This is a genomic window from Streptomyces sp. NPDC029044 (assembly GCF_040637495.1).
Classification (GTDB): Bacteria; Actinomycetota; Actinomycetes; order Streptomycetales; family Streptomycetaceae; genus Streptomyces.
Genome location: NZ_JBEZWN010000091.1, coordinates 1 through 24,217, shown reverse-complemented (window position 1 = coordinate 24,217; position 24,217 = coordinate 1). Strand labels below are relative to the sequence as shown.

The window sequence follows — 24,217 nt, the reverse complement described above, 5'->3', positions numbered from 1 at the left end:
GCCGGGCCCGCCGTGGCGGCGGTGGCGGTTCCCGCGGCCGCCGCGAGCAGGAGGGATCTCCGTCCGAGTTGCATGCGACTCCCCTTCGTCGAAGGCAGGTTCACTTCCGTGCCCGGGCCCGTGCCCCGGCCAGCCGGTCCAGGTGCTCCTCGTAACCCCTCGTGTAGAACGCGGCCCGGCCCGGGTCCGGCTCGACGACCGCCGTCGGTTTCGTCCACACCTCCGCGTCCAGCGGCACCCCGTACCGCTCGGCGGCCGCCAGGACCGCGCCCCGCGCGCCCACCTCACCCTCGACGACCCGCAACGGCCGACCGAGCACATCGGCCAGCAGCCGCATCCAGGCGGAACTGCGCGTGCCGCCGCCGCAGACGGCCAGGCTCCCGGTGAGGCCCGCCGCCGCCAGGCAGTGCCGGGCCGCGTACCCGATGCCCTCGCAGGTGGCGCGGACCAGGTCACCCCGGCTCGACTCCAGGGACACGCCCGTGAGTTCGGCGCGCAGGCGCGGCTCGACGAAGGGTGCGCGTTCGCCGGAGGGCGCGAAGTACGGCAGCACCCGGACGCCGTTCGCGCCCGGCGGCGTCCCGGCCAGCAGGCCGTCCACCTCGTCGTGCCGCACCCCCGTCGTCGACAGCACCCAGTCCAGCGCCGCCGTGCCGACCATGGCGGGCATGGCGCGCAGCCAGTGCCCGGGCCGGTCCGTGGAGATGTACAGACCGGCCGGTTCGCCGGTCAGGTCGATGTCGGTGGTGGCGACCAGACTGGCCAGACAGGTGCCGACGATCAGCAGACCGTCCCCGTGGGACGTCACCCCGGCGCCCAGCGCACAGGCCGGCAGGTCGTAGGGCCCGTTCGCGATCCGGGTCCCGGGCGGCAGGCCCTCGCCCAGCGTCCCGGCGGTCGCCACCGGGTCGCTGACCGGGGCGAGCAGCCCCCTGCGGTGCGCCAGCCCCAGCAGTTCGACGACCCCGTTGTCGTAGGTCCGGGTCCGCGGGTTCAAGAACGGCATCGACGCGTCCGACACATCCGTCGTCGGACCGGCGCCGGTCAGCCGCTGGAACACCATGTCCTTGCAGTACAAGGCGGTCTTCGCGGCATCCAGCGCCTCCGGTTCGTGATGTTCCAGCCACGCCAGCAGCGGACCCGGGGAGCCCGGGAACATCGCGCCGCCCGTCCGCCGGAACACCGTCTCGAAGGTGCCGTCCGCCAGCCACCGGTCGACCAGTTCGTGCGCCCGCCCGTCCATCCAGGAGGCGGCGGGGCGCACCGGCCGGCCCTCGCCGTCGACCAGCCACACCCCGTCGCCCTGACCGGTGAGCCCGGCCAGCTCGACGGGCTCGTCCACGACGGAGGTCAGCGCTTCGAGCACCGCGACGACCGCCCCGTACACCTCCTCCATGTCCTGCTCGACGACCCCGCCGTGCAGGTCCAGGCCCACCGGGCGGGACTCCACGGCCAGTTGGCGGCCCGTGGCGTCGAAGGCCGCCGCCTTGACCATGGACGTCCCCACATCGATACCGACGTACATGCGGTTCTCCTCCCGGTCCTCAGGTCAGGCAGTGCGCGAGCGGCTCCCCGCGCACCCAGCGGCCCACCTCTTCCGCGGCGATCCGGGCGGCCTTCTCCGCGACCGCGCGCGAGGCCCCGCCCAGGTGGGGGGTGAGGACCACGCGGTCGGCCAGCCCCGGCAGCCGGGACTCCGCGGGCAGCGGCTCCCGCTCGTAGGTGTCCAGCGCCGCCGCCGCGACCCGGCCGCTCTCCAGCGCGTCGCACAGCGCGCCCTCGTCCAGCAGCGGACCCCGGGCCACGTTCACCACGACCGCGCCGGACGGCAGCAGTCCCAGCTCCCGGGCGCCGATCAGCCCGCGCGTCTCGGGCGTGAGCCGGGCGTGCAGGGTGATCACCTGCGAGCGGCGCAGGAGGTCGTCGAGCGAGGTCACGCGCAGGCCGTGGATCTCGCCGTGCACATAGGGGTCGTGGACCATCACCCGCGCACCGAACGCGCACAGCACGCGCGCGACCCGGCTGCCGACGGCCCCGTACCCGACCAGGCCGACGGGCAGGTCCTCCAGCTCCAGTCCGCTGCGCTCGTAGGTGTAGTACGTCGCCCCCTCCCAGCTGCCCCGCCCGGCGAGCGGGGCGTGGGCCTGGGGGATGCGGCGCAGGGCCGCCAGCATCATGCCGACGGTGAACTCGGCGGTGGCGGCGGCGTTGCGGCCCGGCGCGAAGCACACCCGCACGTCACGGTTCTTCGCCGCGTCCAGGTTGACGTTGACCGGCCCGCCCCGGCAGACCACGACCAGCCTCAGGTCCGGGCAGGCGGCGAGGACCCTCTCGGTGACCGGGCCCATCTGCGTGACCAGCACCTGCGCCCCGGCCAGCGCCTCGATCATCTCGTCCTCGGCGTCGCTGGCCTCCTGCACCTCGGCGACCGGCCCGAACGGCTCCAGCGGCCAGCCGAGCCGTACTTCCCGGACGTCGGCCCGCTCCACCTCGTGCTCCACCGCCCGCGTGATCAGCGACGGCAGGACGAAGTGGTCGCCGGCGGCCACGACACGCACGCTGTTTCCGTCAGTCATCGCAGGGCCTCTCCTGTCTCGGCGTCGAAGACATGGGTGTGCCGGGGGTCGGCGGCGACCCGGACCCGGTCGTCGTGGGCGAGCCGCACCTCGGGGTCGGTGAGGACGACCAGATGCCGCTCGACCCCGTCCAGGGCGAGGGTCGCCAGGCCCGACTCCAGGAGCGGTTCATGGGCGACGACCCGCGCGGGCAGGCCGCCTTCGGCGGTGAGCCGGACGTCCTCGGGGCGGATCCCGACCACCACCTCCCGCCCCCGGTCCACCGGCACCGGCAGGGCGATCCGCACCGTGTCGGAGAGGCGGGCGTGGCCGTCGCCGCCGGAGATGCCGGGCAGCAGGGTGATCGCGGGCTCCCCGACGAAGTCCGCGACGAACACGTTGGCCGGGCTGTCGTAGATCTCGTAGGGGGTGCCGAGCTGCTGGATGACGCCGTCCTTCATCACGGCGATCCGGTCGGCGAGGGAGAGGGCCTCCTCCTGGTCGTGGGTGACCAGGATGGTGGTGTGGCCCAGGTCCTTCTGGATGCGCTTGAGTTCGCGGCGGGTGGAGTCACGCTGGGCCGCGTCCAGGTGGGAGAGGGGTTCGTCGAGGAGCAGGACGTCGGGTTCGCGGATCAGGGCCCTGGCCAGGGAGACGCGCTGCTTCTGGCCGCTGGACAGGCCGGCCGGGCGGGCGCCGAGAAGCTCGGTCAGACCGACCCGCTCGGCGATCTCCTTCACCTTGCGCTCGACATCGCCCCGGGCGGCCCTCCTGCGGGCCTTCAGCCCGAACGCCAGGTTCTCCGCGACCGACAGCGGCGGATACAGCGCGTAGTTCTCGAACGCCACGCCGATGTTCCGCTCCTGCGCGGGCCGTTCGACGACCGACGCCCCACCGACGAGGATGTCCCCGCCGGTGACGGACTCCAGTCCGGCGATCATCCGTAAGGTGGTCGACTTGCCGCACCCGGACGGCCCGAGCAGTCCGAGCAGCTCCCCGGACCGCAGGTTCAGGTCGATGCCGCGGACGGCGTCCACCGAGGGCCGCCCGCGCGACCGGTACGTCTTGCGCAGCTCACGTAGCTCCAGTCCCGTTCCGCTCGCCATGGCCGCCCTTCATCGCGCAAACCTCGTAACGGACCTTGTGCTCGTCTAGATCCCGCAGTGCCTCCGGCGTCGCCCCGTCGTCCACGAGGAGCGTGTCGAAGCGGGACAGCGGGACGACCCGGTGCAGGGCGACCCGGCCGAGCTTGGTGTGGTCGATCAGCAGGACGTTCCGTGCCGCCGCGTCGAGCATCGCCCGCTTCACCGACACGATGTGCTGCTCCTGGTGGTAGGCGTAACCCCCGTGCACGGCCGACGTCGACGCGAAGCACACGTCCACCCGGAGCTGTTCGACCGCCTCCACGCACGACACGCCCAGGAACGAGGAGTGCAACGGGTCGTAGTCGCCGCCGAGCGCCATCAGGTGGATGCCCCGCTGGCCGGACAGGAGGTTGATCGCCTCCAGGAAGTTGGTGACGACCGTCAGCGGTGTGATCTCGGCCGTGCGCAGCCGCCTGGCTATCTCCAGCGTGGACGTCGAGTCGTCCAGCAGGATCGCCATCCCGGGCTCCACCATCCGCAGTGCGTGCTCCGCGACGGCGGCCTTCTCGGCGCGCATGGTCTTCAGCCGGTACTGCACGTTCGACTCGAAGACCCCCGACGGCTGCGCCGTCACCCCGCCGCGGAACTTCCTCACGATGCCCTGCCGTTCGAGCTCGTCGAGGTCCCGGTGGATGGTCATCAGGCTCACCCCGAACCGCTCGGCGAGCTCCGCCGCCGTCGCCGAGCCGTCGGCCAGCACCTGCTCGGCCATGGCGGCCTGCCGCGCCGCGGGCCCCTGCTGTCCCCCACTGCTGTTGCTGCTCATGACTGCGTCTCTATCCGTCGTCCCGGTCGCTCCGGCCGGTCGGCCTCGAACAGCAGCAGGTTCTCAGGCCGGACGACGAGCCGTACCGGATCGTCGGGACGAAGGCGCGCCGCGTCCGCCCGGGGGGCCACCAGCGACACCCGCTGCTCCCCGGTCCCGAGCCGGACGGTGACCTCCACGGACCGGCCGAGCACCTCGGTGACGTACACCGTCCCGGTCAGCCCGTGGCCCTCGCCGCCGTGCAGGGCGATGTCCCGGGGACGCAGGCCCACCAGTACCTCCGTGCCCGGTTCGGCCCGCGCCCGGACCGGCAGTTCCACACCGCCGTCCGAGCGCACACCGCTCTGCGTCACCACGCCCGGCAGCAGATTGATCCGGGGCCGGCCGAAGGCCCGCGCGACCTCCGTGTCGTACGGCTCGTACCAGATCTCCTCCCGTGTCCCCGTCTGCACGATCCGGCCCTGACGGATGACCCCGATCCGGTCGCCGAGCGCCAGTGCCTCGACCGAGTCGTGGGTGACGTAGAGGGTGGTGGTGTGCTGCACGGCCCCGATCGCCTTCAGTTCCGCGCGCATCTGCTGGCGGAGCTTGGCGTCGAGGTGGGAGAGCGGTTCGTCCAGCAGGAAGGCCCTAGCGGGGCGGACCAGGACCCGGCCGAGGGCGACGCGCTGCCGCTGCCCGTTGGACAGCTGCCCGACGGGCCGGTCCAGCAGCCCCGAGATGCCGAGCAGTTCGGCGATCGCGCCGATCCGCTGCCGGGCCTCGGCGGCGGGCAGCCGGTGCCGGGGCGAGCGCAGTGGCGAGGCCAGGTTGTCGTAGGCCGAGCGGTGCGGGTAGAGGGCGTAGCTCTCGAAGCACATCGCCACGCCCCGGTCGTACGGCTCGACACCCCGCATGTCCTCGCCGTCGAGCACGACCGTGCCGGAGTCGGGCTGTTCGAGCCCGGCGACGGTCTTCAAGGTGGTGGTCTTGCCCGCGCCGGACGGTCCGAGCAGACAGAAGAACTCGCCTTCCCGCACCTCCAGTTCGAGTTCGTCGAGGGCGAGGGTCTTCCCGTACGCCTTGCGTATCCCGCTCAGCCGGATCATGACTTCACCGCCCCGAACGACAGGCCCCGCACCAGGTACCGCTGGATCGTCAGCGCCAGCAGCAGCGGCGGTACGACGGACACCAGCGCGGCGGCGGCCGTGAGGTTGTACTTGGGCCGGTCCCCGCCGAGGAACGACAGCGCGCCCACGGTCACCGTCTGGGCTTCGTTGGAGGTGAGGATGAGCGGGAAGACGAAGTTGTTCCAGGCGAAGATGAACGCCAGCAGCGACACGGCCGCGATGCCCGGCTTGACCAGCGGGAGCGCCACCTTGAAGAAAGCCTGCTTGCGGGTGTAGCCGTCGAGCAGGGCGGCCTGCTCCAGCTCGGGTGTGAGGTCGGCGAAGTAGGACCGCATGATCCACACGATCAGCGGCAGCGTGACCAGTTGCAGCACCCACACCATGCCGACGTACGTGTCGAACAGGCCGAGCTTCTGGTACAGCACGAACAGCGGGATGATGACGGTGAGTTCGGGTGCGAAGCGGAACGACAGCAGGGTGAACATCAGGTTCTCGGAGCCCTTGAACCGCCACCGCGCCGAGGCGTAGGCGGCCGGCAGCCCGACCACCAGCGACAGCACGACCGCGCCGACCGACACCACCAGGCTGTTGACGAAGAACCGCACGAACGGGATGCCCTCGCTGTCGCCGAGGACCGTCCGGTAGCCGTCGAGGGTGGGGGAGAAGGAGAAGTAGGTGGAGAAGAGCTGGTCGGCCGGCTTCAGCGACAGGATCACCATCCAGGCGATGGGGAACAGCGCGAAGACGAAGTAGAGGATCAGGGCGGTGTCGCACAGCCACCCCACCAGGCGTTTCCTCACGTGGTCACCTCCGCGGCCTTCCGCTGGATCTTCCCGAGGTGCTTCACCAGCACCATCGCCGCCAGGTACACCACGGCCCACAGCACGATCGTGTAGCTGATCCCGAAGGAGTACCGCTGGAAGCGGATGGCTTCGAGGTACGCCCGGATCTGGAGCACCACCGTCGAGTCGCCCGGCCCGCCTTCCGTCAGGGCGTAGATGATGTCGAACACCTTCAGCGAGTCCATGAAGCGGAAGATCACCGCGACCAGGACGTAGGGCCAGAGCATCGGCAGGGTCAGCCGGCGGAAGGTGTACCACCACCCCGCGCCGTCCACGGCCGCCGCCTCGAACGGGGAGGTGGGCAGCGACCGCAGACCGGCGAGGGCGAGGATCGCCACGAACGGGGTGTAGACCCAGACGTCCACGGCGATCGACGACAGCAGCGCGCCCGTCGGGGTGTCGGTCCACTGCACCCCGCCCAGGCCGAAGGGCCTCAGCAGGTGGTTGACCACTCCGACCGACGGCTGGAGCATCAGCTTCCAGATGATCGCCGCGATCACCGGGGCGATCATCAGCGGCAGGATCAGGATCTTCTCCAGCACCCGGCCCAGCAGGGACGAGCGGTGCAGCAGCAGGGCGACGGCCACGCCGAGCACCGTCTCGGTGAGCGCCGCCCCGACCGCGTACAGCACCGTCACCCACGCCGAGTTCCAGAACGCCTCCTGGCTGAAGACGGCCGTGTAGTTCTCGAACCGCACCATGTCCGGCTGCGGTTTGCTCGCCGAGAAGTCGAACAGCGTGTAGTACAGGCCGAGCCCGAAGGGGTAGAGGATCCCGCAGGTCAGCAGGAGGGCCGGGACGATCAGGACGTACGGGCGCAGGGTGAGCCGCCACCCCATCGCTCTAGCCCACCTTGCCGGCGAGGTCGTCCGCCAGCCCGTCCAGCACCGACTTCGCGCTCTTGCCGCCGTAGATCTCCTGGAGGGCCGAGGCCCAGCTGGTCGTCGCGTCGAAGAACTGGGCCTGCGGCGTGAACTGGATCTTCGTCTGGTCGACGACCGTCTCGAAGGTCTCCAGGAAGCCCGGCAGATGCCGCATCTTGTCCTTGTACGCGGCGTCGTCGGCGACGGACTTGCGCACCGGGTCGATGTGGTTGTGCGTGATCGCGCTCTTGCGCAGGTGCTCCTTGCCGGTGGCCCACTGGAGGAACAGCCAACTGGCGCTCTTCTTCTTGCTCTTGGCGTTCATGCCGAGCGACCAGATCCACATGTTGGTGGCGAGCGACCCGCCCGGCCCCTTCGGCCCCGGGTGGAAGGCGATCTTCCCGGAGGCGGGACTGGCGCCCTTCACCGCCTGGAAGTAGGCGGCCGTGTCGGCGTCGAACAGCATCCCGGCCTTCTTCGCGCCCAGGTCGCTGGAGCACTGGTACCAGGTGTACGACGTCCAGGACGGCGGCCCGCCCCGCTTGACCATACGGGCCCAGTCCTCCGTGAAGGCGACGGCCTCGGGGCTGTTCATGGCCGGGGTGAGCTTCCCGCCGTCGACCGTGAAGTCCTTCAGCCCGTTGCGGGCGTACATCGTCATGAAGCCCGGGTGGATGGTGGCCCAGCTCCGGGAGCCGCGTACGGCGATCCCGTACATGCCGTCGAAGCCCGCGCCCGGCGCCTTGCGCTTGATGGTCCCGGCGAGTTCGGCCAGCTCGTCGAACGTCTCCGCCGGTTTCACGCCGAGCTTGCCGAACACCTCGGTGTTGTAGGCGACGACGTTCGTCTCCCAGCCCCACGGCAGCGCGTACTGCCCGCCCTGCCCGAGCGGCGCGCCGGCCTTCAGGGACCACTGGTCGGCCTGGAGGAGGTTCGGGAAGAAGTCCGCCTGGTCCCATTCGGCGCCCGTGGCCGCGGAGTTGCGCATCCAGGGCCCGAGGTCCTCCAGCCAGCCCGGCGGCCCGTACTGCCACACCATGTACGCGCCGAGCATGAAGACGTCGTAGGAGGCACGCCCGCTGGAGAGGTCCACGGTGAGCTTGTCGAAGTAGTTGTCCTCGGGGAAGACGTCGTACTCGACCTCGATGCCGGTCTTCGCGGTGAACGCCTTGAGGTCGGCGATGAGCGCGTCCGTGTACGGGTGCTTGTTGAGCAGGGCCTTGACGGTGGTGCCCTTCTCCCGCTTCCAGTCGAAGGAACCGGTGACGTCGTCCGCGGCGGAGCCGTCGCTCTTGTCGTCGTTCCCGCCGAAACCGGCGCCGCAGGCCGTGAGTAACGGGGCCGCCGCCGCCCCGGCGGCGAGGGCGAGGAAGCGCCGGCGGTCGTGCACGTGCGTGTCCATCCGTACCTCCGCGTGGAGCCTGGTTAACACGTCGAGTCGACTCGTTAACAGAGGGTGGAACGGCTGAAGTTGGGCGTCAATCCCTCGCGCACGGGAAAATATCGGGGCACAGTGAGAAGTTCACAGATCCGGCTGCGACGGCGTGGGAGGTTCCGGATGGTGGACGAGGGTGCGGGCGAGGGCGCGGCCTGGCTGGGCGTCGACCTGGGCACGCAGAGCGTCCGCGTGCTGCTCGTCACCGCCGACGGCACGGTCCTCGGCAGCGGCTCGGCCCGGCTCACGGGGCGGCGGGACGGGGTGCGGCACGAGCAGGACCCGCTGCGGTGGTGGGCGGCGCTGTGCGAGGCGTCCCGGGCGGCCCTCGGCTCCGCGCCGCCCGGCAGGCCGGTCGGCGGACTCGCGGTGTGCGGCACGTCCGGCACCGTCCTGCTCACGGACGGCTCGGGCCGCCCGGTGAGCCCCGCCCTGATGTACGACGACGGGCGGGCGAGGGCGCAGGCCGCGCGGGCGCGGGAGGCGGGGCTCGCGGTCCAGGACACCTGGGCGCTGCCGAAGGCGCTGTGGCTGCTGGGGGAGTACGGCGGCACCCCGCTGCGCCTGACGCACCAGCCCGACCTGATCGTCGGCCGGCTCACGGGCGAGCCACCACCGGCCGATTCCAGCCATGCGCTGAAGACGGGCTACGACCTGGCGGGCGACCGCTGGCCGGAGGCCGCCCTGGCCCGACTGGGCCTGCCCGAGGGCCTGTTGCCCGAGGTGGTCCGCCCGGGGACGCGCCTCGGCGAGGTCTGCCCGGCCGCCGCCGACGCCACCGGCATCCCCGCCGGCACGCCGGTGCTCGCCGGGATGACCGACGGCTGCGCGGCCCAGATCGCGTCGGGCGCACTGCGTCCCGGCTCCTGGAACTCCGTGCTCGGCACCACGCTCGTGCTGAAGGGCGCCGCCCGCGACCCGGTCCGCGACCCCTCCGGCGTGGTCTACAACCACCGTGCCCCCGACGGCACCTGGCTGCCCGGCGGGGCGTCGAGCGTCGGAGCCGGGGCGCTCGCGGCGCACTTCCCGGGGGCCGACCCGGCCGGGATGGACGCACCGGCCCGGGCGTACGAGCCGTCGAACGCGGTCGCCTATCCCCTGGTCTCGCCGGGGGAGCGGTTCCCCTTCCGGGCGCCGGAGGCGACCCCCTTCGTCTTGGGCGACCCCGTGGAGGACGCCGACCTGTGGGCGGCGCTCCTCCAGGGGGTCGGCCTCACCGAACGCCTGTGCCTGGACTACCTGCACCATCTCGGCGCGCCCCTGGAGGGCCCGCTGACCTTCACGGGCGGCGGCGCCCGCAGCCCGTACTGGAACCAGCTGCGCGCCGACATCCTGGGCCGCCCGGCCCGCGTCCCCGAGCAGACGGAACCGGCCCTGGGCATGGCGGCACTGGCCGCCCACGGGGCGTCGGGGGCCGGCGCGCTCGCGGACATCGCCGAACGCATGGTGCGCGTCCGGACGGTCGTCGAGCCCCGCCCCGGCCGCACCGCGGTCTTCGCCGAGCCGTACGCGCGCCTGGTCGACGCCCTGCGGGACCGCGGCTGGCTGCCCGGCGCGGTCGCCGCGCACGCACACAGCCGTCTGAGCGGGGATACTTCCGCGTCATGAGTACGACCCTTCTGCTGGTCCGCCACGGACAGACCGTCTGGCACGCCGAGAACCGCTACGCCGGCATCAGCGACATCGACCTCACCGACACCGGCCGCGTCCAGGCCGAGGCCCTCGGGCGGTGGGCCGCCGCCCATCCGGTCGACGCGATCTGGACGTCCCCGCTGTCCCGCGCCGTCGCCACCGCCGAGCCCGCCTGCCGCGCCCTCGGCCTCACGCCCCAGAGCGAACCCCACCTGCGCGAATGCGACTTCGGTGTGCTGGAGGGCCGTACGCTCGCCGAGTTCGAGGCCGAGGACCCGGAGTGGGCCGCGGCCTACCGGGCCGATCCGGTGGAGCACTCCTTCCCCGGCGCCGAGGACCCGCTGGCGGCGGCGGCCCGCGGCGTGCGCGCCCTCCGGGACATCGCCGCCGCCCACCCCGGCGAACGTGTCCTGGTCGTCGCCCACAACACCCTGCTGCGGCTGGTGCTGTGCACCCTGCTGTCGATCCCGGTGAGCGAGTACCGCAGAGTGCTCCCGCGGTTGCGGAACGCTGCCATCAGCGAACTGCGCGTGAACCCCGACGGTTCCGCCGCACTCCTCTCACTGAATGTGCCCTGCGAGGCCGATGTCCCGTAGCACTATGAGCACATGACGCAGATCGACACGTCGGTGCCGCACTCGGCCCGGATCTGGAACTACTGGCTGGGCGGCAAGGACAACTACCCGGTGGACGAGGCGGCCGGTGACGCGTACACCGCCGTCTTCGCCGGCATCGTCACCATCGCCCGCAGCAGCCGCGCCTTCCTCGGCCGCAGTATCCGGTACCTCGTCCAGGAGGCCGGCGTACGGCAGTTCCTCGACGTCGGCACCGGCCTGCCGACCGTCGACAACACCCACGAGGTCGCCCAGCGGCTCGCCCCCGAGGCGCGGATCGTCTACGTGGACAACGACCCGCTGGTCCTCGCCCACGCCCGAGCCCTGCTCACCTCCACCCCCGAAGGAGCGACGGCCTACGAGCCCATCAGCCTCTTCGAGCCCGAGGAGATCCTCGCGGCCGCCGGCAAGACCCTCGACCTCACCCGCCCCACGGCCCTGATCCTCAGCGGCATCCTGGGGCACGTGGCCGACTACGAGCAGGCCCGCGACCTGGTCCGCCGCCTCCTGGCCGGTCTGCCCTCCGGCAGCCACCTCTCCCTCAACGAGGGCTCACGCGGCACGGACCCGGCCTACGAGCAGGCGCAGGACGCCTACAACGAGACCGGCGCGGTCCCGTACTTCCTGCGGCCGGTCGAGCAGATCGAGGCGTTCTTCGAGGGCTTGGAGCTGGTGGAGCCGGGCGTGGTCTCGGTGCCGCTCTGGCGTCCCGAGCCGGGCGCGCCGGCCGAGCCGATCGGCCAGCACGGCGGCCTGGGCCGCAAGCCGTAGCGTTCTACGGGCCAGTTCTACGGGCCAGTTCCACGGGCTGGGGGAAACCCCCGCGAGTCATGTCCTCGCGGGGGTTTCCCTCTTTCCGCCTGCCGTGCGTGAAGGGTGAGAAGACGATCACGAGGCAGGACGCTCCACGGCCCTCACGGGCCCAGCAGCAGCACATCCGCCCGGGACTTGGCGGCCTCGTAACGCCGGGCCACGTCCTGCCAGTTGACGACCTGCCACATCGCCTCGATGAAGTCCACCTTCTGGTTGCGGTACTGGAGGTAGAAGGCGTGCTCCCAGGCGTCGAAGACGAGGATCGGGGTGGCGCCCTGGCCGACGTTGCCCTGGTGGTCGTAGACCTGCTCCACGATCAGCCGCCCGCTCAGCGGCTCGTACGCGAGCACCCCCCAGCCCGAACCCTGCGTCGTGGCGGACGCCTTGGACAGCTGCGCCTTGAAGTTCGCGAAGGACCCGAAGGACTCGGTGATCGCGTCCGCCAGCTCACCCACCCCGTCCTGCGCCAGCGGCTCGCCGCCGCCGTCCTTGGGACCGGTCATGTTCTGCCAGTAGATGCTGTGCAGGATGTGCCCGGAGAGGTGGAAGGCCAGGTTCTTCTCCAGCCCGTTGATCGACCCCCACGTCTCCTTGTCCCGGGCCTCGGCCAGCTGCTCCAGCGTGTCGTTGGCGCCCTTCACATAGGCGGCGTGGTGCTTGTCGTGATGCAGCTCGATGATCTCGGGGCTGATCACGGGGGCGAGCGCGGAGTAGTCGTACGGGAGTTCGGGCAACGTGTAGACGGGCATGGGCGGAATCCCCTCCGGGCCTTATTGCAACCTGCTTGCAAGTACACGCTAACAGCAAGAAGCCTGCCGGGTCGGGCGGACGCGCGGAACGGGAGTGCGCGGCCGGTGGGGCGCGACCTACTATCGGACCTCGTAGGGAAGGGGGGCGGCCATGGGGCCCGAGATCGCCGAACTCGCCAGAACCGCGGGAACGACGATGGTGACGCTGATGGCCGGCCAGGCCTGGGAGTCGGCCCGTGAGGGCCTCGTCTCCCTCTGGCAGCGCTTCCAGCCCGACCGTGCGGAGGCCGTCGGCGGTGAACTGGAGGCCACCCGCGAGGACCTCCTGCTCGCCCAGCGGACCGGCGACGCCGACACCGAGTCCGAACTCACCGCCGAGTGGCAGGCGAGGGTCCGCCGGCTCCTGGTCGCCCGGCCCGAGGTGGCCGACGAACTCCGCAGGATCCTCGCGGAGTTGAACCCCCAGCCGCCGGAGGCACCGTCCGTGGTGGACGTCCGGCTGCGCGCCGAGGTCTCCGGCAGCGGCCGGGTCTACCAGGCCGGGCGCGACCAGCACATCACCGAACGATGAGCGAACTCGGCGCCCGGGCATCGGGGCAGGGGCGCATCTTCCAGACCTCCGGCGACCAGCACATCGAGGAACACCACCATCACTACGGGGCCGGTGCGGGCGGCCCCCTGTTCGGGCGCGAGGCCGCGCTCCGGGCGGGTGCCGGGCCGGCCGCTCCCGACTCCGTACGGATGCCGATGGTCGGCCGGCCGCCGGGCATCCTGCGCGACCGTGAGCAACTCCGCGAGACGCTCGGCGCGGCCGTCGCCGGACCCGGCGGTGAGGTGCACGTGGTGCACGGCATGGGCGGCTGCGGCAAGACCGCGCTGGCGTACTGGCTCTTCAACGAGGCGGTGCGCGAACACGGGCGGGTGGGCTTCTGGGTCAACGCGTCCGAGCGGATGTCCCTGCGGGCCGGGATGCTGGCGGTCGCGGGGGACCGCGGCGCGGCGACGGAAGAAGTGGCGGCTGCTGCTGCCGGTCAGCGGGCAGCAGCTGATTTGGTCTGGCACTACCTCGAAGCATCTGTCGAACCCTGGCTGCTCGTCCTGGACAACGCGGACGATCCGGCGGTCTTGGGGGAGGGTGCGTGGCTCCGGCCCTGTGACCGCGGCACGGTACTGGTCACGACCCGCCATGCCACGTCGCCGATATGGCGGGGACCGGGAGTGAACCGGCATGCGCTGGGCGTCTTGCCGCTGGAGGACGCGGCCCAGGTCCTGTGCGACCTCGCACCGGATGCGGGGGACCTGGAGTCGGCACGGAAGGTGGCCGGGCGCTTGGGCCGTCTGCCGCTCGCACTCACACTGGCCGGGTCCCATCTTGCCCGTCAACTGCTGGAGTCGTGGTCCATGGACGAGTACGACCGCAAGCTTGGTGAGGAGTCGACGGCGATCGTGGACGGAGGCGCGGCCGGTTACGGCGGCGGGCAGTCACGCCATCTGGTGGGCCGAACATGGCAGATATCCCTGGACGCGCTGGCGGCGCGGGGATTGCCGGAGGCGACGACGTTGCTGCGGCTGTTGTCGTTCCTGGCGGCGGATCCGGTGCCGTTGAGTGTGCTCGCGCCAGTGGCTCGGGGCGAAGTCGTGGCCGGAGGGTTGGAACCCGGTCTGACCGCAGGGAAGTTGGAGCCTGCCTTGCGTGCGCTGCTCGATCACTCGCTGGCCGAGCTCGTAGAGGTGGCTGGGGAGCGGTGCGTGCAGGCACATGGGGTGTTGCTGGACAGCGTGGCCGTAGGGGTGCCAGAGGGACAGCGCTTCGTTTTGGCGGAGGCGGCAGCCGAGTTGTTGACAGCCACTCTGCCGCAGAGGGGCACTGAGTCCGGGGCCATGCACCGACTCGCCGTGCTGGCGCCGCACGCCATAGAACTGTTCGAGAAAGTGCCGAGTGAGCGGACTGCCACGTTGGCGGTGCGGACGGTATGGGCGGTGTTCGACTCAGGGGGCTTCGCAGCGGCTTTGGAGCTCGCTCCCCATGTTGCGCGGCGTAGCGGGACAGTCATGGGTGCGCAGCACCCGATCGCCCTGGATGCTCAACACGTGGAAGCCATGGCCCTCAACCGCATGGGTCACTACGCCGAGTCCGAGGCGCTGCACCGCTCAGTTCTCGGTAGCCGCGAACTTGTCCTGGGGCCGGATCATCCTGACACGCTGAGCAGTTGCTACAGCCTGACTTGGCCGCTCTTCCTTACGGGGCGGGGTGAGGAAGCCGAGCTCTGGGCTCGACGGGCCCTTGAGGGACAGCGGCGTGTGCTGGGGGAGGAGTCTCCGGAGACGCTGTACACCTGGGCGAATGTGATTGAACTCCTTCCGCATGTCGGAAAGGGGCAGGAGTTCGTTTCCGAGGCGGATGAGCTTCTCGATGCTTGCGAGCGTGTCCTGACCTCGGATCACCTGACGACACTGATCGCCCGGCACAACTACGCCGAGGGTTTGAGGGTGCTGGGGCGTCACGAAGAAGCCGAGCCGCTGGCTCGTCGGGTGCTCGACGACCGCATCCGCCTCCAGGGACCCGATCACCCGGTGAGTCTCGCCGCACTGTCGCTCAGAGCTCGGATTGCGCACGAGCTGCATCGGTATGACGAGGCTGTCGCGATGCTCCAAGATGTCATCGACCGTCGCGAACGGGTGCTCGGACCAGAGCACCCGTTCATCGTGGACAACCGTGAATGGCTCCTCGAATGGCAGGCTGACGCTCGCCGTTGATCAGGCTCTTGCCGCCCTGGCCCGCTGCCACCCGTACCCGACAACCGCCAGGACCAGGATCATCCCGCCCGTCGAGTACAGCTGCACCCGCGTGTCCGGCTCCCGGGCCATCAGGACGAAGACCGCGGCCATGCCGGCCAGGGCGACCCAGGTCAGCCAGGGGAACGCCCACATGCGTACGGCCAGCTTCTCGGGGGCCTCGCGCTCCAGGCGGCGGCGCAGGCGCAGTTGCGAGACGGCGATGAAGATCCAGACGGCCAGGATCACCGCGCCGATCATGTTCAGCAGCCAGGCGAAGACGTCGTCGGGCCGCCAGTAGCTCAGCAGCACGCACAGGAACCCGAACACCGAGGACGCCAGCACGGCGATCCGCGGGACGCCCCCCGAGACGCGGCCGAGACCCTTGGGGCCCTGGCCGCGCTCCACCAGCGAGTACGCGATGCGGGAGGCCCCGTAGATGTTGGCGTTCATCGCCGACAGCAGAGCGACCAGCACGACCACGTTCATCAGCTGGCCGGCGCCCGGGATGCCGAGCTCGTCGAGGGCGGCGACGTACGGGCCCTTCTCGACGACCTCCTTGGAGTCCCAGGGGACGAGCGTGACGATGACGGCCATCGAGCCGATGTAGAACAGCGCGATGCGCCACATCGCCGTGCGGACCGCGCTCGCGACACCCTGGACGGGGTTCTCCGACTCGGCCGCCGCGATGGTCACCGTCTCCAGGCCGCCGTAGGCGAAGACCGAGGCGAGCAGGCCGATGACCAGGCCCTCACCGCCGTTCGGCAGGAAGTCCGTGAGGTGACTCGCGCCCGGCGAGTCCGTGCCGGGCAGGATCCCGAGGATCGCCAGGACGCCCAGCACCAGGAACAGGGTGATCGCGCCGACCTTCAGCGCAGCGAACCAGAACTCGAACTCGCCGAAGTTCTTCACGGCCGCGAGGTTCGTGCCGCAGAAGACGACCATGAACAGCGCCACCCACGCCCACTCCGGCGTCCCCGGCAGCCAGCCGCTGACGATCTTCGCGGCGCCGATGCCCTCCAGGCCGACGGCCGTGCACAGCAGCACCCAGAAGGACCAGCCGGCCGTGAACCCCGCCCACGGTCCGATCGCCCGCTCGGCGTGCGCCGAGAACGACCCCGACGAGGGATACGCGGCCGACATCTCGCCGAGCATCCGCATCACCAGCATCACGAGGACACCGGAGAGGGCGTAGGCGACCACGATCGACGGACCGGCCGCGGCGATACCGGCACCGGAGCCGACGAACAGACCGGCCCCGATCACCCCGCCGAGGGCGATCATCGACAGGTGGCGCTGCTTCAGGCCGTGGGACAGGGAGGTGCCGTCCGTGCTGGGCGGAGTCCCCGTGGTGGTGCTGCTGGGCATGGGCGCGGCTCGTCCTATGCGTGAGAGGCGTACGAGGGCAAAAACGCCGCCAGTCTCGGATGCCTCTCCGCTCACACGGAGAGGCATCCCACTATCCGGACGGTCGCGTCGCTCTGTGTGGCTAGGCGGCGACCGGTGAGTAGTGCGAGGCGTCGCCCTCGATGACGTAACTCTCCTTCCCCTCGATCCCCACGGGGATGTCCCCGGCCACGGTCACTCGGTGCAGGCGCCGGGGCCGCCCGTCGTAGTTGTCTACGGCGTAGTGCTGGGTGATGCGGTTGTCGAACAGGACGAGCTGGTTCGGCGACCAGCGGTGGCGCAGGATGTTCTCCGGCCGGGTGACGTACGCCTGGAGCAGGTCGAGGATCTTGCGCGACTCGCCGGGCGAGAGGCCCACGATCCGCTGGGCGAAGCCGCCGATGAACAGGCCCCGCTCCCCGGTGAGCGGGTGGACGCGGACCACCGGGTGGACCGTGCGGTACTTGATCGAGGTGAACTGGGCGCGCCGGGCGGACTGCTCGTCGTCGACGTCCTCCTCGGGGACGGCGTAGTCGTAGTCGTTGGTGTGCTCCGCCCACAGCGTGTCGGCGAGGCCGCGCAGCGAGTCCGGCAGGTTGCGGTAGGCGGCGGCCGAGCTGGCGATCAGCGTCTCGCCGCCGTAGGGCGGCACGGTGATGCTGCGCAGGCTGGTGGCCTGCGGCGGGTTGAGGACGAAGGTGACGTCGGTGTGCCAGTGGTTGGCGGCCCGGCCGCCCTCGCTGTCGACGGGCAGCACGTTCGGGGCGCCGGCGACCGCCGACACCGTCGGATGGGCGGTGGTGATGTCGCCGAAGTGGCGGACGAAGGCCTGCTGGCCCGCGTCGTCCAGGCCCTCCGCGTCGAAGACCAGGGCCTTGTGGGCGTTGAGGGCCTCACGCAGGGCGGTGGAGGTCTCCTGGTCGAGGGGCTGGGTGATGTCCACGCCCTCGACGCGGGCGCCGATGTTCGCGGTGACCTTGTGGATCTGGACGGTCATGACGGGTTCCTTCCGGACGAGGGGGATCAGACGAGGGCGGGGTCGATGACGTGCTGGTTGGCGGGGCGCGGGAGGCCGTAGCGCTCCCGCAGGGTGCGGCGGGGGCTGTCGTACCCGGTGCGGAGCAGGCCCCGGGCCCGCAGGACCGGGACGACGTGGTCGACGAAGGCGTCGAGGCCGGAGGGCAGGACGGGCGGCATGACGTTGAAGCCGTCCGCGGCGCCCGACTCGAACCAGAGCTGGATCGTGTCGGCGACCTGCTCGGGCGTCCCGGCGAAGGTGAGGTGCCCGCGGCCTCCGCCCAGCCGCCCGATCAGCTGCCGTACGGTGAGCCGCTCGCGCCGGGCCAGCCCGACGACGAGCGTGTAGCGGCTCTTGGCGCCCTCGATGGCGCTCTCCGGCGGCAGATCGGCCGGCAGCGGGCCGTCCAGCTCAAGGGTGCCCGCATCCAGGCGCAGCAGCCGCTCCAGGTGGTTCACTCCGTGCGCGTGCACGATGTGGTCCTCAAGGACCCGCTCGTTCGCCCGCGCCTCGGCCTCGGTGGAGCCGATCACCGGCACGATGCCCGGCAGCACCTTGATGTGGTCGGCGTCCCGGCCGGCGGCGACCGTCCGGGCCTTGAGGTCGGCGTAGAAGGCCCGCGCGTCCTCGACGGTCTGCTGGGCGGTGAACACCGCCTCCGCGTACCGCGCGGCGAACCGCCTGCCGTCCTCGGAGGAGCCGGCCTGCACGAGCAGTGGGTAACCCTGGGGCGTGCGAGGCACGTTGAGCGCCCCCTCGACGCTGAAGTAGCGCCCTTGGTGCCGGGGCGGGTGGATCTTCGCGTCGTCGCCCCACACGCCCGCCGCCTTGTCGGCGACGATCGCGTCGTCCTCCCAGCTGTCCCACAGCTTCAGCGCCACGTCGAGGAACTCGGCGGCCCGCGCGTACCGCTGGGCGTGCGCCGGCTCGGCGTCCAGACCGAAATTCCGGGCGGCCTCGGCACCGGCGGTCGTGACGATGTTCCAGCCCGCCCGGCCGCCGCTGAGATGATCGAGCGTGGCGAACTTGCGGGCCAGGTTGTACGGCGAGTTGTACGAGGTGGAAGCCGTGGCGATCAGGCCGATGTGCTCGGTCGCCGTCGCCAGCGCCGTCAGCAGCGTGATCGGCTCCAGCGCCCCGGCGGGCCGCTGTCCGACACTGCTCCACAGCTGTGGGCCGTCGGCGAGGAACAGCGAGTCGAAGGTGCCGCGCTCGGCGGTCCGGGCGAGCCGTACGTAGTGCGCCAGGTCCACGTGCGCGTACGGGTCGCTCTCCGGCAGCCGCCACGACGCCTCGTGGTGGCCGGTGTTCATCAGGAACGCGTTCAGATGCAGCTGTCTGCGGGTCATCGATGGTCCTCCGTGACACCGAGCGCGGCCAGCAGCCGCTCCCGGTACTCGCCGAGCAGGGGGTCGCGGTACGAGCGCGGGTGCGCACGGTCGATGGTGAGGTCGAGGCCGATGCGGCCCTCCTCCAGGACGAGCACCCGGTCGGCGAGCACGATCGCCTCGTCCACGTCGTGGGTGACCAGCAGCACCGACGGCCGGTGGCGCTCCCACAGCTCCCTCAGCAGGCCGTGCATCCGGATCCGGGTCAGGGCGTCCAGCGCCCCGAACGGCTCGTCGGCCAGCAGCAGTTCCGGCTCCCGTACGAGCGAGCGGGCCAGGGCGGCGCGCTGGGCCTCCCCGCCGGACAGCTCGCCCGGCCAGGCCCGCTCGCGGCCCTTCAGCCCGACCTCCTCCAGGGCCGCACGCCCCCTGCGGCCGGCGTCCTTGCCCTCCGCGCCGAGCAGCACGTTGTCGAGGACCCGCCGCCAGGGCAGCAGCCGGGAGTCCTGGAAGACCACCGACACCCGCTCGGGCGCGATCAGCTGCCCGGAGCCGGTGACGCCGTGGTCGAGTCCGGCGATGGCCCGCAGCAGGGTGCTCTTGCCGGAGCCGCTGTGCCCGAGCAGGGCCGTCAACTGCCCGGCCGGCAGGTCGAGGTCGATGCCGTCGAGGACCGTGCGCCCGTCGAACGACCGGGTCAGGCCCCGCAGTCGGACGGCGGGACGGGTCAGCTGCTCAGTGTGCGGCGCCATGACAGCACCCTCCGTTCGACGATACGGACCGCGCTGTCGGAGAGGAGGCCGAAGATGCCGTAGACGACCAGGCCGACGAGGATGACGTCCGTCTGACCGTAGTTCTGCGCCTGGAACATCATGTAGCCGAGGCCGCTGGTGGCGTTGATCTGCTCCAGCACCACCAGGCCCAGCCAGGAGCCGGTGACACCGAGCCGCAGTCCGACGAAGAAGCCGGGCAGCGCGCCGGGGATGACGACCTGCCGGATGAACCGGAGCTTCGACAGGCCCTGCACCTCGGCGAGTTCGACGAAGCGGCTGTCGATGCCGGACAGCGCGGCGTGCGTGTTGAGGTAGATCGGGATGTAGACGACGATCGCGATGATGGCGATCTTGAAGGTCTCGCCGATGCCCAGCCAGAGGATGAACAGCGGGATCAGACCGAGGGTGGGGATGGCCCGGTTGAGGTTGACCGTCCCGTCGATCAGCGCCTCCCCGGTCCGTGTCAGCCCGGACGCCAGCGCCAGCAGGATCCCCACGGTCAGGCCGATCGAGAAGCCGGTGGCCGCGCGCTGGAGCGAGGTCAGGATGTCGTCCGGCAGCGTTCCGGCGCTCCACAGCCGGCCGCCCGTCTCCAGCACGGTCCAGGGGGCCGGGATCGCGCCCGGGTCGAGCAGCCCGGCGGCGGAGGCGACGCTCCACACGGCGAGAACGGCGGCGGGCCCGGCGAGCCGGGTGGCCGGCAGCCGCTTGCCGGGGGCCAGCCGCCGGCGCCGGCGCACCTGGCGCGTCCCGTCCTCGGCGAGGGCGCCGAGCGGTGGGGCGGCGGTCGTGGTCGTCGAGGGCGTCGACGTGTGCGTCGTCGTGGTCACGGCGGTCACCTCCGGTACTCCGCGGGCACGGCCTTCGCCGCGAGCGACTCGAAGCGGTGGTCGAAGAGCTCGGAGACGTCGAACTTCTTCACGAAGCCGCCCTCCGCGAGCAGATCGGCGGTCTCCTGCTCCCACCGGATCGCCTCGTCCCAGCGGGGCGGGAACAGCGGCTTGTTCGCCAGGGCGGTGACCGCCTTCGCCTGGGCGAGGGTCAGGTTCTGCGTCCCGACGTAGAACCGCTCGTTCCACTCGTCGGGGTGCTCGTACGTCCACACCTGGCTCTTCGCCCAGAACGGGATATACGCGGCGACCGCGGCGGCCTTCGCCCGGTCGTTCAGTACCGAGACCGGCGCCCACAGCAGACTCAGCAGGTCCACCACGTCCGTGGTGATGGTCCGGGCGGACTTGTACTGCGTCAGATACGCCGGCGCCTGAGTGTTGGCGAGCGGGGCGATGTCCACCTGCCCGGACTGCAAGGCGGTGAGGAACTGGTTGCTGGTCAGCGGCACCAGCTCCACGTCGTCGTACGCCAGCCCGGCCTTCTTCAGCGCCCGCAGCAGGACGACGCCCTGTGCCTGGCCCTGGGAGAAGGCCAGCCGCTTGCCCCGGAAGCCGGAGACCCGGCGGATGTCGCTGCCGGGCTTGGTGGCGAAGAGGTAGTTGGGCTTGCGGGTGATGTTGATCGCGACGATCCTCGCGTCGAAGCCCTGGTAGTGCGCCTGGATCGGCGGAATCCCGGCGTTGTTGGCGACGTCCAGGGACTTCGAGCGGAAGGCGTTGATGACATCGGGGCCCGCGCCGATGTTCAGCCAGTTGGACACCCGGAACGGCAGATCGTCGAATCCGGCCAGCTCGAACTGGAGTTGCTGCGCGTTCTGGTACGAGGAGACCTTCAGGCTCGTCCCCGCGGGGACCTTGGAGGCCAGAGGAGCGTCGGAGGCCGTCTCGTCGGCCGCTGCGCTGCTGTCCGCGCAGCCGCTCAGTCCGGCCGCCGCGGCCGTCACGCCGAGCAGCGAGGTGAGGAACAGGCGCCGGTCGGGACCGGAAACGGGGGGCGAGGGCATGGAAGGCTCCCTGGGTATGGAAGACGGCACAGCGAACGCAATTCCGGGCAGGAAAAGACCTGCCAAGGGAATTCACGCGAATGTCACAAAGGAAGGAGAAGGCGCTCCGTGAAGGGGCGCCGGGGGCGCGTCAACGGGTCAGCAACAGAGGGTGCGACAGCTCGTGAGCGGGCTCATGAACAGGATGTTCCTGGTCGGCGGCCCGCTCTGTCAACATTCCGAGTTTCTGAATTAAATAGCGTCAGGTGACGCGGCCAGTGGATCCCGGTAAAGGACGTCGAGCGCCACCGCACCGCCCGCCACGGCCAGCACGGAATCCGGGAAACTGATCGGCGAGACGGTCGCGGCACGATCCGCCCCGACCTCCTCCCGTAGCGCGGCCAGACAATCCGCCCGGTGCATGACCCCGATCTCCGTCACGACCACCTGCTCCGGGTTGAGCACATCGAGCAGCAGCCCCACCGCACGCCCCGTCCGGCGCGACCGCTCCCGCAGCAGCCGCACGGCCACCGGGTCTCCGGCCGCCGCGGCATCGACCACGTGCATCGGGCTCATCCCGTCGACGACGCCCGCCGCACGGGCCCGCCGGCACAGCGTCCGTTCGCTCAACTCGGCCTGGAGGCAGCCCACCCGGCCGCAGTCACAGGGCTCCGTGCCGCCCGGAACCGGCAGATGGGCGATCGACCCCGCCTGGGAGCGCGGACCGTGGTGCACCTCGTCATGGGTGGCGAACGCCGCGTCCACGACATGGCCCGCGAACAGGTGCAGCACACTGCGGCTGCCCCGCGCCCGCCCGAACAGCCGCTCCGCGTTCACCAACGCCCGTGCGTGCCCGTCCACATGGACCGGCAGCCCGGTGCGCGCCCCGAGCATCTCCCGCACCGGCACCTCGCGCCAGCCCAGCAGTGGATGCTCCACGACGGTGCCCGAGTCCCGGTCCACCCAGCCGCCCGCGGCGAACCCGACCCCCAGCGCCCTGCTGCCCGGTGCCCCGGCGAGCAGCGCCGCCAGCGTGTCCGCGGCCCGGGCCAGCACCTGCGCGGGCCCGTCCCGTCCGTGCTTCACCTCGCTGCGGGCCAGCACCCGCCCGCGCAGATCCAGCAGCGCGACCGTGGTGTACGGCACCGCCACGTGCACCCCGCCCACCACGAACCGGGAGTCGTCCAGGTCGACCGGCAGGTGCGGCCGTCCCACGCCCTTGGACCGTCGCAGCACGGCGGACTCACGGATGAGCCCCAACTCGCTGAACCGGGCGCAGTAGTCGGTGACCGACGCCGGCGACAGCCCGGTCAGCCGGGCGATGGTGCTGCGCGCGACCGGTCCGTGCTCCAGCACGGACCGCAGGACGACGCTCGCGCTGGTGCGACGCCGGTCGCTGTCGGCGACACGGGGGATGGGGGACGTCAGAAGGGGAGCCGCGGTACGGGGCATGGGAATCTTCCTGGAGGCCGGTCCGACACTGCGCCGTCTCGATCGGCGGGCCGGATCCCTCCGCCCCGCCTCACACCGGGCGGCGACAGGTGGCCGTGCCCTGGCGTCGCAGGTCGACATAGCGACGCGACGTGAAGTACCGGGCCTGGGCAACCATGTTCGCGACGCTAGCAAAGCGGCCCCGGGCTGCCCAGACGGCGACCGACGGGCGAGACGGCGGCACGGAACCTCGGAATCCGTCTTTGGCGGAAACCTACAGACCGGTGCCGTCCCGCTCTCGTGGCGCAGGGCACCTCATCACCGTGACCGGCATCACGCCATGGTCGCTGTAGCCCACATCCTTTGTGCGAAGCCGACCAACGGCCGGTCCACGCCTTTGTGGACGGCTGACGGTGATCGGGCCGGGCACGCTGGGATAGCGTCACGATGTCCCACCGGCCCTCACCCTCGCGGAGTCCCCATGAGCACCGCTGCCGCCACACCGTCCCGCACCGGACAGGTCCTCGCCGACCTGCTCCCTGCCTCCCGAGTCCGGGACGCGGCCCTCGTGCTCGGCGGCGCCGCGCTCACCGGCCTCGCCGCCCAGATCTCCGTGCCCGTGCCGGGCTCCCCGGTGCCGGTGACGGGTCAGACCTTCGCCGCGCTGCTCGTCGGCACGTCCCTCGGCGCGGGCCGCGGCTTCATGGCGCTCGCGCTGTACGCCGTGGCGGGCATCGCCGGCGTGCCGTGGTTCGCGCAGGGCACCTCGGGCGTCGCCCCCTCCTTCGGCTACATCCTCGGCATGATCCTCGCCTCCACCGTCGTCGGCGCCCTGGCCCGCCGCGGCGCCGACCGCTCGGTGCTGCGCATGGCCGGCACGATGCTGGTGGGCGAGGCGATCATCTACGCCATCGGCGTGCCCTACCTGGCCCTCGCCACCGGCATGACCGCCACCGCCGCGATCGCGGCCGGCCTCACGCCGTTCCTCATCGGCGACGCGCTGAAGGCGGCGCTGGCGATGGGTGCCCTGCCGGCGGCCTGGAAGTTCGCGAACAAGCGCTGACGGCGCAGGCGTTGCGGAGAGGCCCGCCGGGGCGATGCCCCCCCCGG

Annotated in this window: 22 protein-coding genes; 6 read left to right on the top strand and 16 right to left on the bottom strand. The window is 71.4% G+C overall.

Annotation, left to right across the window (positions count from 1 at the left end; genetic code table 11):
- Positions 1-100 precede the first annotated feature (100 nt).
- Genes AB0E85_RS36975 through AB0E85_RS36940 form a run of 8 tightly spaced genes read right to left on the bottom strand, consistent with a single transcriptional unit; the run spans position 101 to position 8,682 of the window.
- Positions 101-1,525: an FGGY-family carbohydrate kinase gene (locus AB0E85_RS36975; RefSeq protein WP_361936883.1), complete on the bottom strand. Its 1,425-nt coding sequence runs from the start codon at positions 1,523-1,525 to the stop codon at positions 101-103.
- 19 nt (positions 1,526-1,544) lie between these two features.
- Positions 1,545-2,576: a 2-hydroxyacid dehydrogenase gene (locus tag AB0E85_RS36970; RefSeq protein WP_361936881.1), complete on the bottom strand. Its 1,032-nt coding sequence runs from the start codon at positions 2,574-2,576 to the stop codon at positions 1,545-1,547.
- The gene (locus AB0E85_RS36965) at positions 2,573-3,661 is read right to left on the bottom strand and encodes an ABC transporter ATP-binding protein (protein WP_361936879.1); all 1,089 of its coding nucleotides are present in this window, start codon (positions 3,659-3,661) and stop codon (positions 2,573-2,575) included. The genes AB0E85_RS36970 and AB0E85_RS36965 overlap by 4 nt, the downstream gene beginning before the upstream one ends.
- The gene (locus AB0E85_RS36960) at positions 3,630-4,466 is read right to left on the bottom strand and encodes a DeoR/GlpR family DNA-binding transcription regulator (RefSeq protein WP_361936877.1); all 837 of its coding nucleotides are present in this window, start codon (positions 4,464-4,466) and stop codon (positions 3,630-3,632) included. Before AB0E85_RS36960 ends, AB0E85_RS36965 begins: the two co-directional genes overlap by 32 nt.
- The gene (locus AB0E85_RS36955) at positions 4,463-5,554 is read right to left on the bottom strand and encodes an ABC transporter ATP-binding protein (RefSeq protein WP_361936875.1); all 1,092 of its coding nucleotides are present in this window, start codon (positions 5,552-5,554) and stop codon (positions 4,463-4,465) included. The genes AB0E85_RS36960 and AB0E85_RS36955 overlap by 4 nt, the downstream gene beginning before the upstream one ends.
- Complete coding sequence (locus AB0E85_RS36950; RefSeq protein WP_062926869.1) at positions 5,551-6,375, bottom strand: carbohydrate ABC transporter permease; 825 nt, start codon at positions 6,373-6,375, stop codon at positions 5,551-5,553. Before AB0E85_RS36950 ends, AB0E85_RS36955 begins: the two co-directional genes overlap by 4 nt.
- Positions 6,372-7,256, bottom strand: coding sequence for a sugar ABC transporter permease (locus AB0E85_RS36945; protein WP_361936872.1), 885 nt, complete (start codon positions 7,254-7,256; stop codon positions 6,372-6,374). Before AB0E85_RS36945 ends, AB0E85_RS36950 begins: the two co-directional genes overlap by 4 nt.
- A gap of 4 nt (positions 7,257-7,260) precedes the next feature.
- A complete protein-coding gene (locus AB0E85_RS36940) occupies positions 7,261-8,682 on the bottom strand; it encodes a sugar ABC transporter substrate-binding protein (RefSeq protein ID WP_361936870.1) in 1,422 nt (473 codons plus the stop codon).
- A 156-nt stretch (positions 8,683-8,838) separates the two neighbouring features.
- On the opposite strand from AB0E85_RS36940, the gene AB0E85_RS36935 reads away from it, so the two are divergent.
- Genes AB0E85_RS36935 through AB0E85_RS36925 form a run of 3 tightly spaced genes read left to right on the top strand, consistent with a single transcriptional unit; the run spans position 8,839 to position 11,732 of the window.
- On the top strand, positions 8,839-10,323 hold the full coding sequence (locus AB0E85_RS36935) for an FGGY family carbohydrate kinase (protein WP_361936868.1): 1,485 nt from the start codon (positions 8,839-8,841) through the stop codon (positions 10,321-10,323).
- Positions 10,320-10,943, top strand: a complete 624-nt coding sequence (locus tag AB0E85_RS36930; protein ID WP_361936866.1) for a histidine phosphatase family protein — start codon at positions 10,320-10,322, stop codon at positions 10,941-10,943. Before AB0E85_RS36935 ends, AB0E85_RS36930 begins: the two co-directional genes overlap by 4 nt.
- A 12-nt stretch (positions 10,944-10,955) precedes the next feature.
- The gene (locus AB0E85_RS36925) at positions 10,956-11,732 is read left to right on the top strand and encodes an SAM-dependent methyltransferase (RefSeq protein ID WP_361936864.1); all 777 of its coding nucleotides are present in this window, start codon (positions 10,956-10,958) and stop codon (positions 11,730-11,732) included.
- 143 nt (positions 11,733-11,875) lie between these two features.
- On the opposite strand, the gene AB0E85_RS36920 is transcribed toward AB0E85_RS36925, so the two are convergent.
- A complete protein-coding gene (locus AB0E85_RS36920) occupies positions 11,876-12,523 on the bottom strand; it encodes a superoxide dismutase (RefSeq protein ID WP_361936862.1) in 648 nt (215 codons plus the stop codon).
- Positions 12,524-12,674: 151 nt separating this feature from the next.
- Between AB0E85_RS36920 and AB0E85_RS36915 the strand changes: the two genes are divergently transcribed.
- Together AB0E85_RS36915 and AB0E85_RS36910 are read left to right on the top strand one after the other, a co-directional pair.
- Entirely contained in the window at positions 12,675-13,094 is a 420-nt protein-coding gene (locus AB0E85_RS36915; RefSeq protein WP_361936860.1) for a hypothetical protein, read from the top strand.
- Positions 13,091-15,280: a tetratricopeptide repeat protein gene (locus AB0E85_RS36910; RefSeq protein WP_361936858.1), complete on the top strand. Its 2,190-nt coding sequence runs from the start codon at positions 13,091-13,093 to the stop codon at positions 15,278-15,280. The genes AB0E85_RS36915 and AB0E85_RS36910 overlap by 4 nt, the downstream gene beginning before the upstream one ends.
- On the opposite strand, the gene AB0E85_RS36905 is transcribed toward AB0E85_RS36910, so the two are convergent.
- From AB0E85_RS36905 to AB0E85_RS36875, 7 genes are all read right to left on the bottom strand, one after another.
- A complete protein-coding gene (locus AB0E85_RS36905; protein WP_361936856.1) occupies positions 15,281-16,666 on the bottom strand; it encodes an amino acid permease in 1,386 nt (461 codons plus the stop codon).
- A 121-nt stretch (positions 16,667-16,787) separates the two neighbouring features.
- On the bottom strand, positions 16,788-17,681 hold the full coding sequence (locus AB0E85_RS36900) for a TauD/TfdA family dioxygenase (protein WP_361936854.1): 894 nt from the start codon (positions 17,679-17,681) through the stop codon (positions 16,788-16,790).
- 26 nt (positions 17,682-17,707) lie between these two features.
- Complete coding sequence (locus AB0E85_RS36895; protein WP_361936852.1) at positions 17,708-19,051, bottom strand: LLM class flavin-dependent oxidoreductase; 1,344 nt, start codon at positions 19,049-19,051, stop codon at positions 17,708-17,710.
- Positions 19,048-19,782, bottom strand: coding sequence for an ABC transporter ATP-binding protein (locus tag AB0E85_RS36890; RefSeq protein ID WP_361936850.1), 735 nt, complete (start codon positions 19,780-19,782; stop codon positions 19,048-19,050). The genes AB0E85_RS36895 and AB0E85_RS36890 overlap by 4 nt, the downstream gene beginning before the upstream one ends.
- Complete coding sequence (locus AB0E85_RS36885) at positions 19,758-20,642, bottom strand: ABC transporter permease (RefSeq protein ID WP_361936848.1); 885 nt, start codon at positions 20,640-20,642, stop codon at positions 19,758-19,760. The genes AB0E85_RS36890 and AB0E85_RS36885 overlap by 25 nt, the downstream gene beginning before the upstream one ends.
- Positions 20,639-21,697, bottom strand: coding sequence for an ABC transporter substrate-binding protein (locus tag AB0E85_RS36880; RefSeq protein WP_361936846.1), 1,059 nt, complete (start codon positions 21,695-21,697; stop codon positions 20,639-20,641). The genes AB0E85_RS36885 and AB0E85_RS36880 overlap by 4 nt, the downstream gene beginning before the upstream one ends.
- Before the next feature lie 231 nt (positions 21,698-21,928).
- On the bottom strand, positions 21,929-23,128 hold the full coding sequence (locus tag AB0E85_RS36875; RefSeq protein ID WP_361936844.1) for an ROK family protein: 1,200 nt from the start codon (positions 23,126-23,128) through the stop codon (positions 21,929-21,931).
- Between the two features lie 460 nt (positions 23,129-23,588).
- Here AB0E85_RS36875 and AB0E85_RS36870 point away from each other — a divergent pair, with 460 nt between their 5' ends.
- Positions 23,589-24,170 (top strand): biotin transporter BioY, encoded by a 582-nt coding sequence (locus AB0E85_RS36870; protein ID WP_361936842.1) that lies wholly within the window; start codon positions 23,589-23,591, stop codon positions 24,168-24,170.
- Positions 24,171-24,217: the final 47 nt, after the last annotated feature.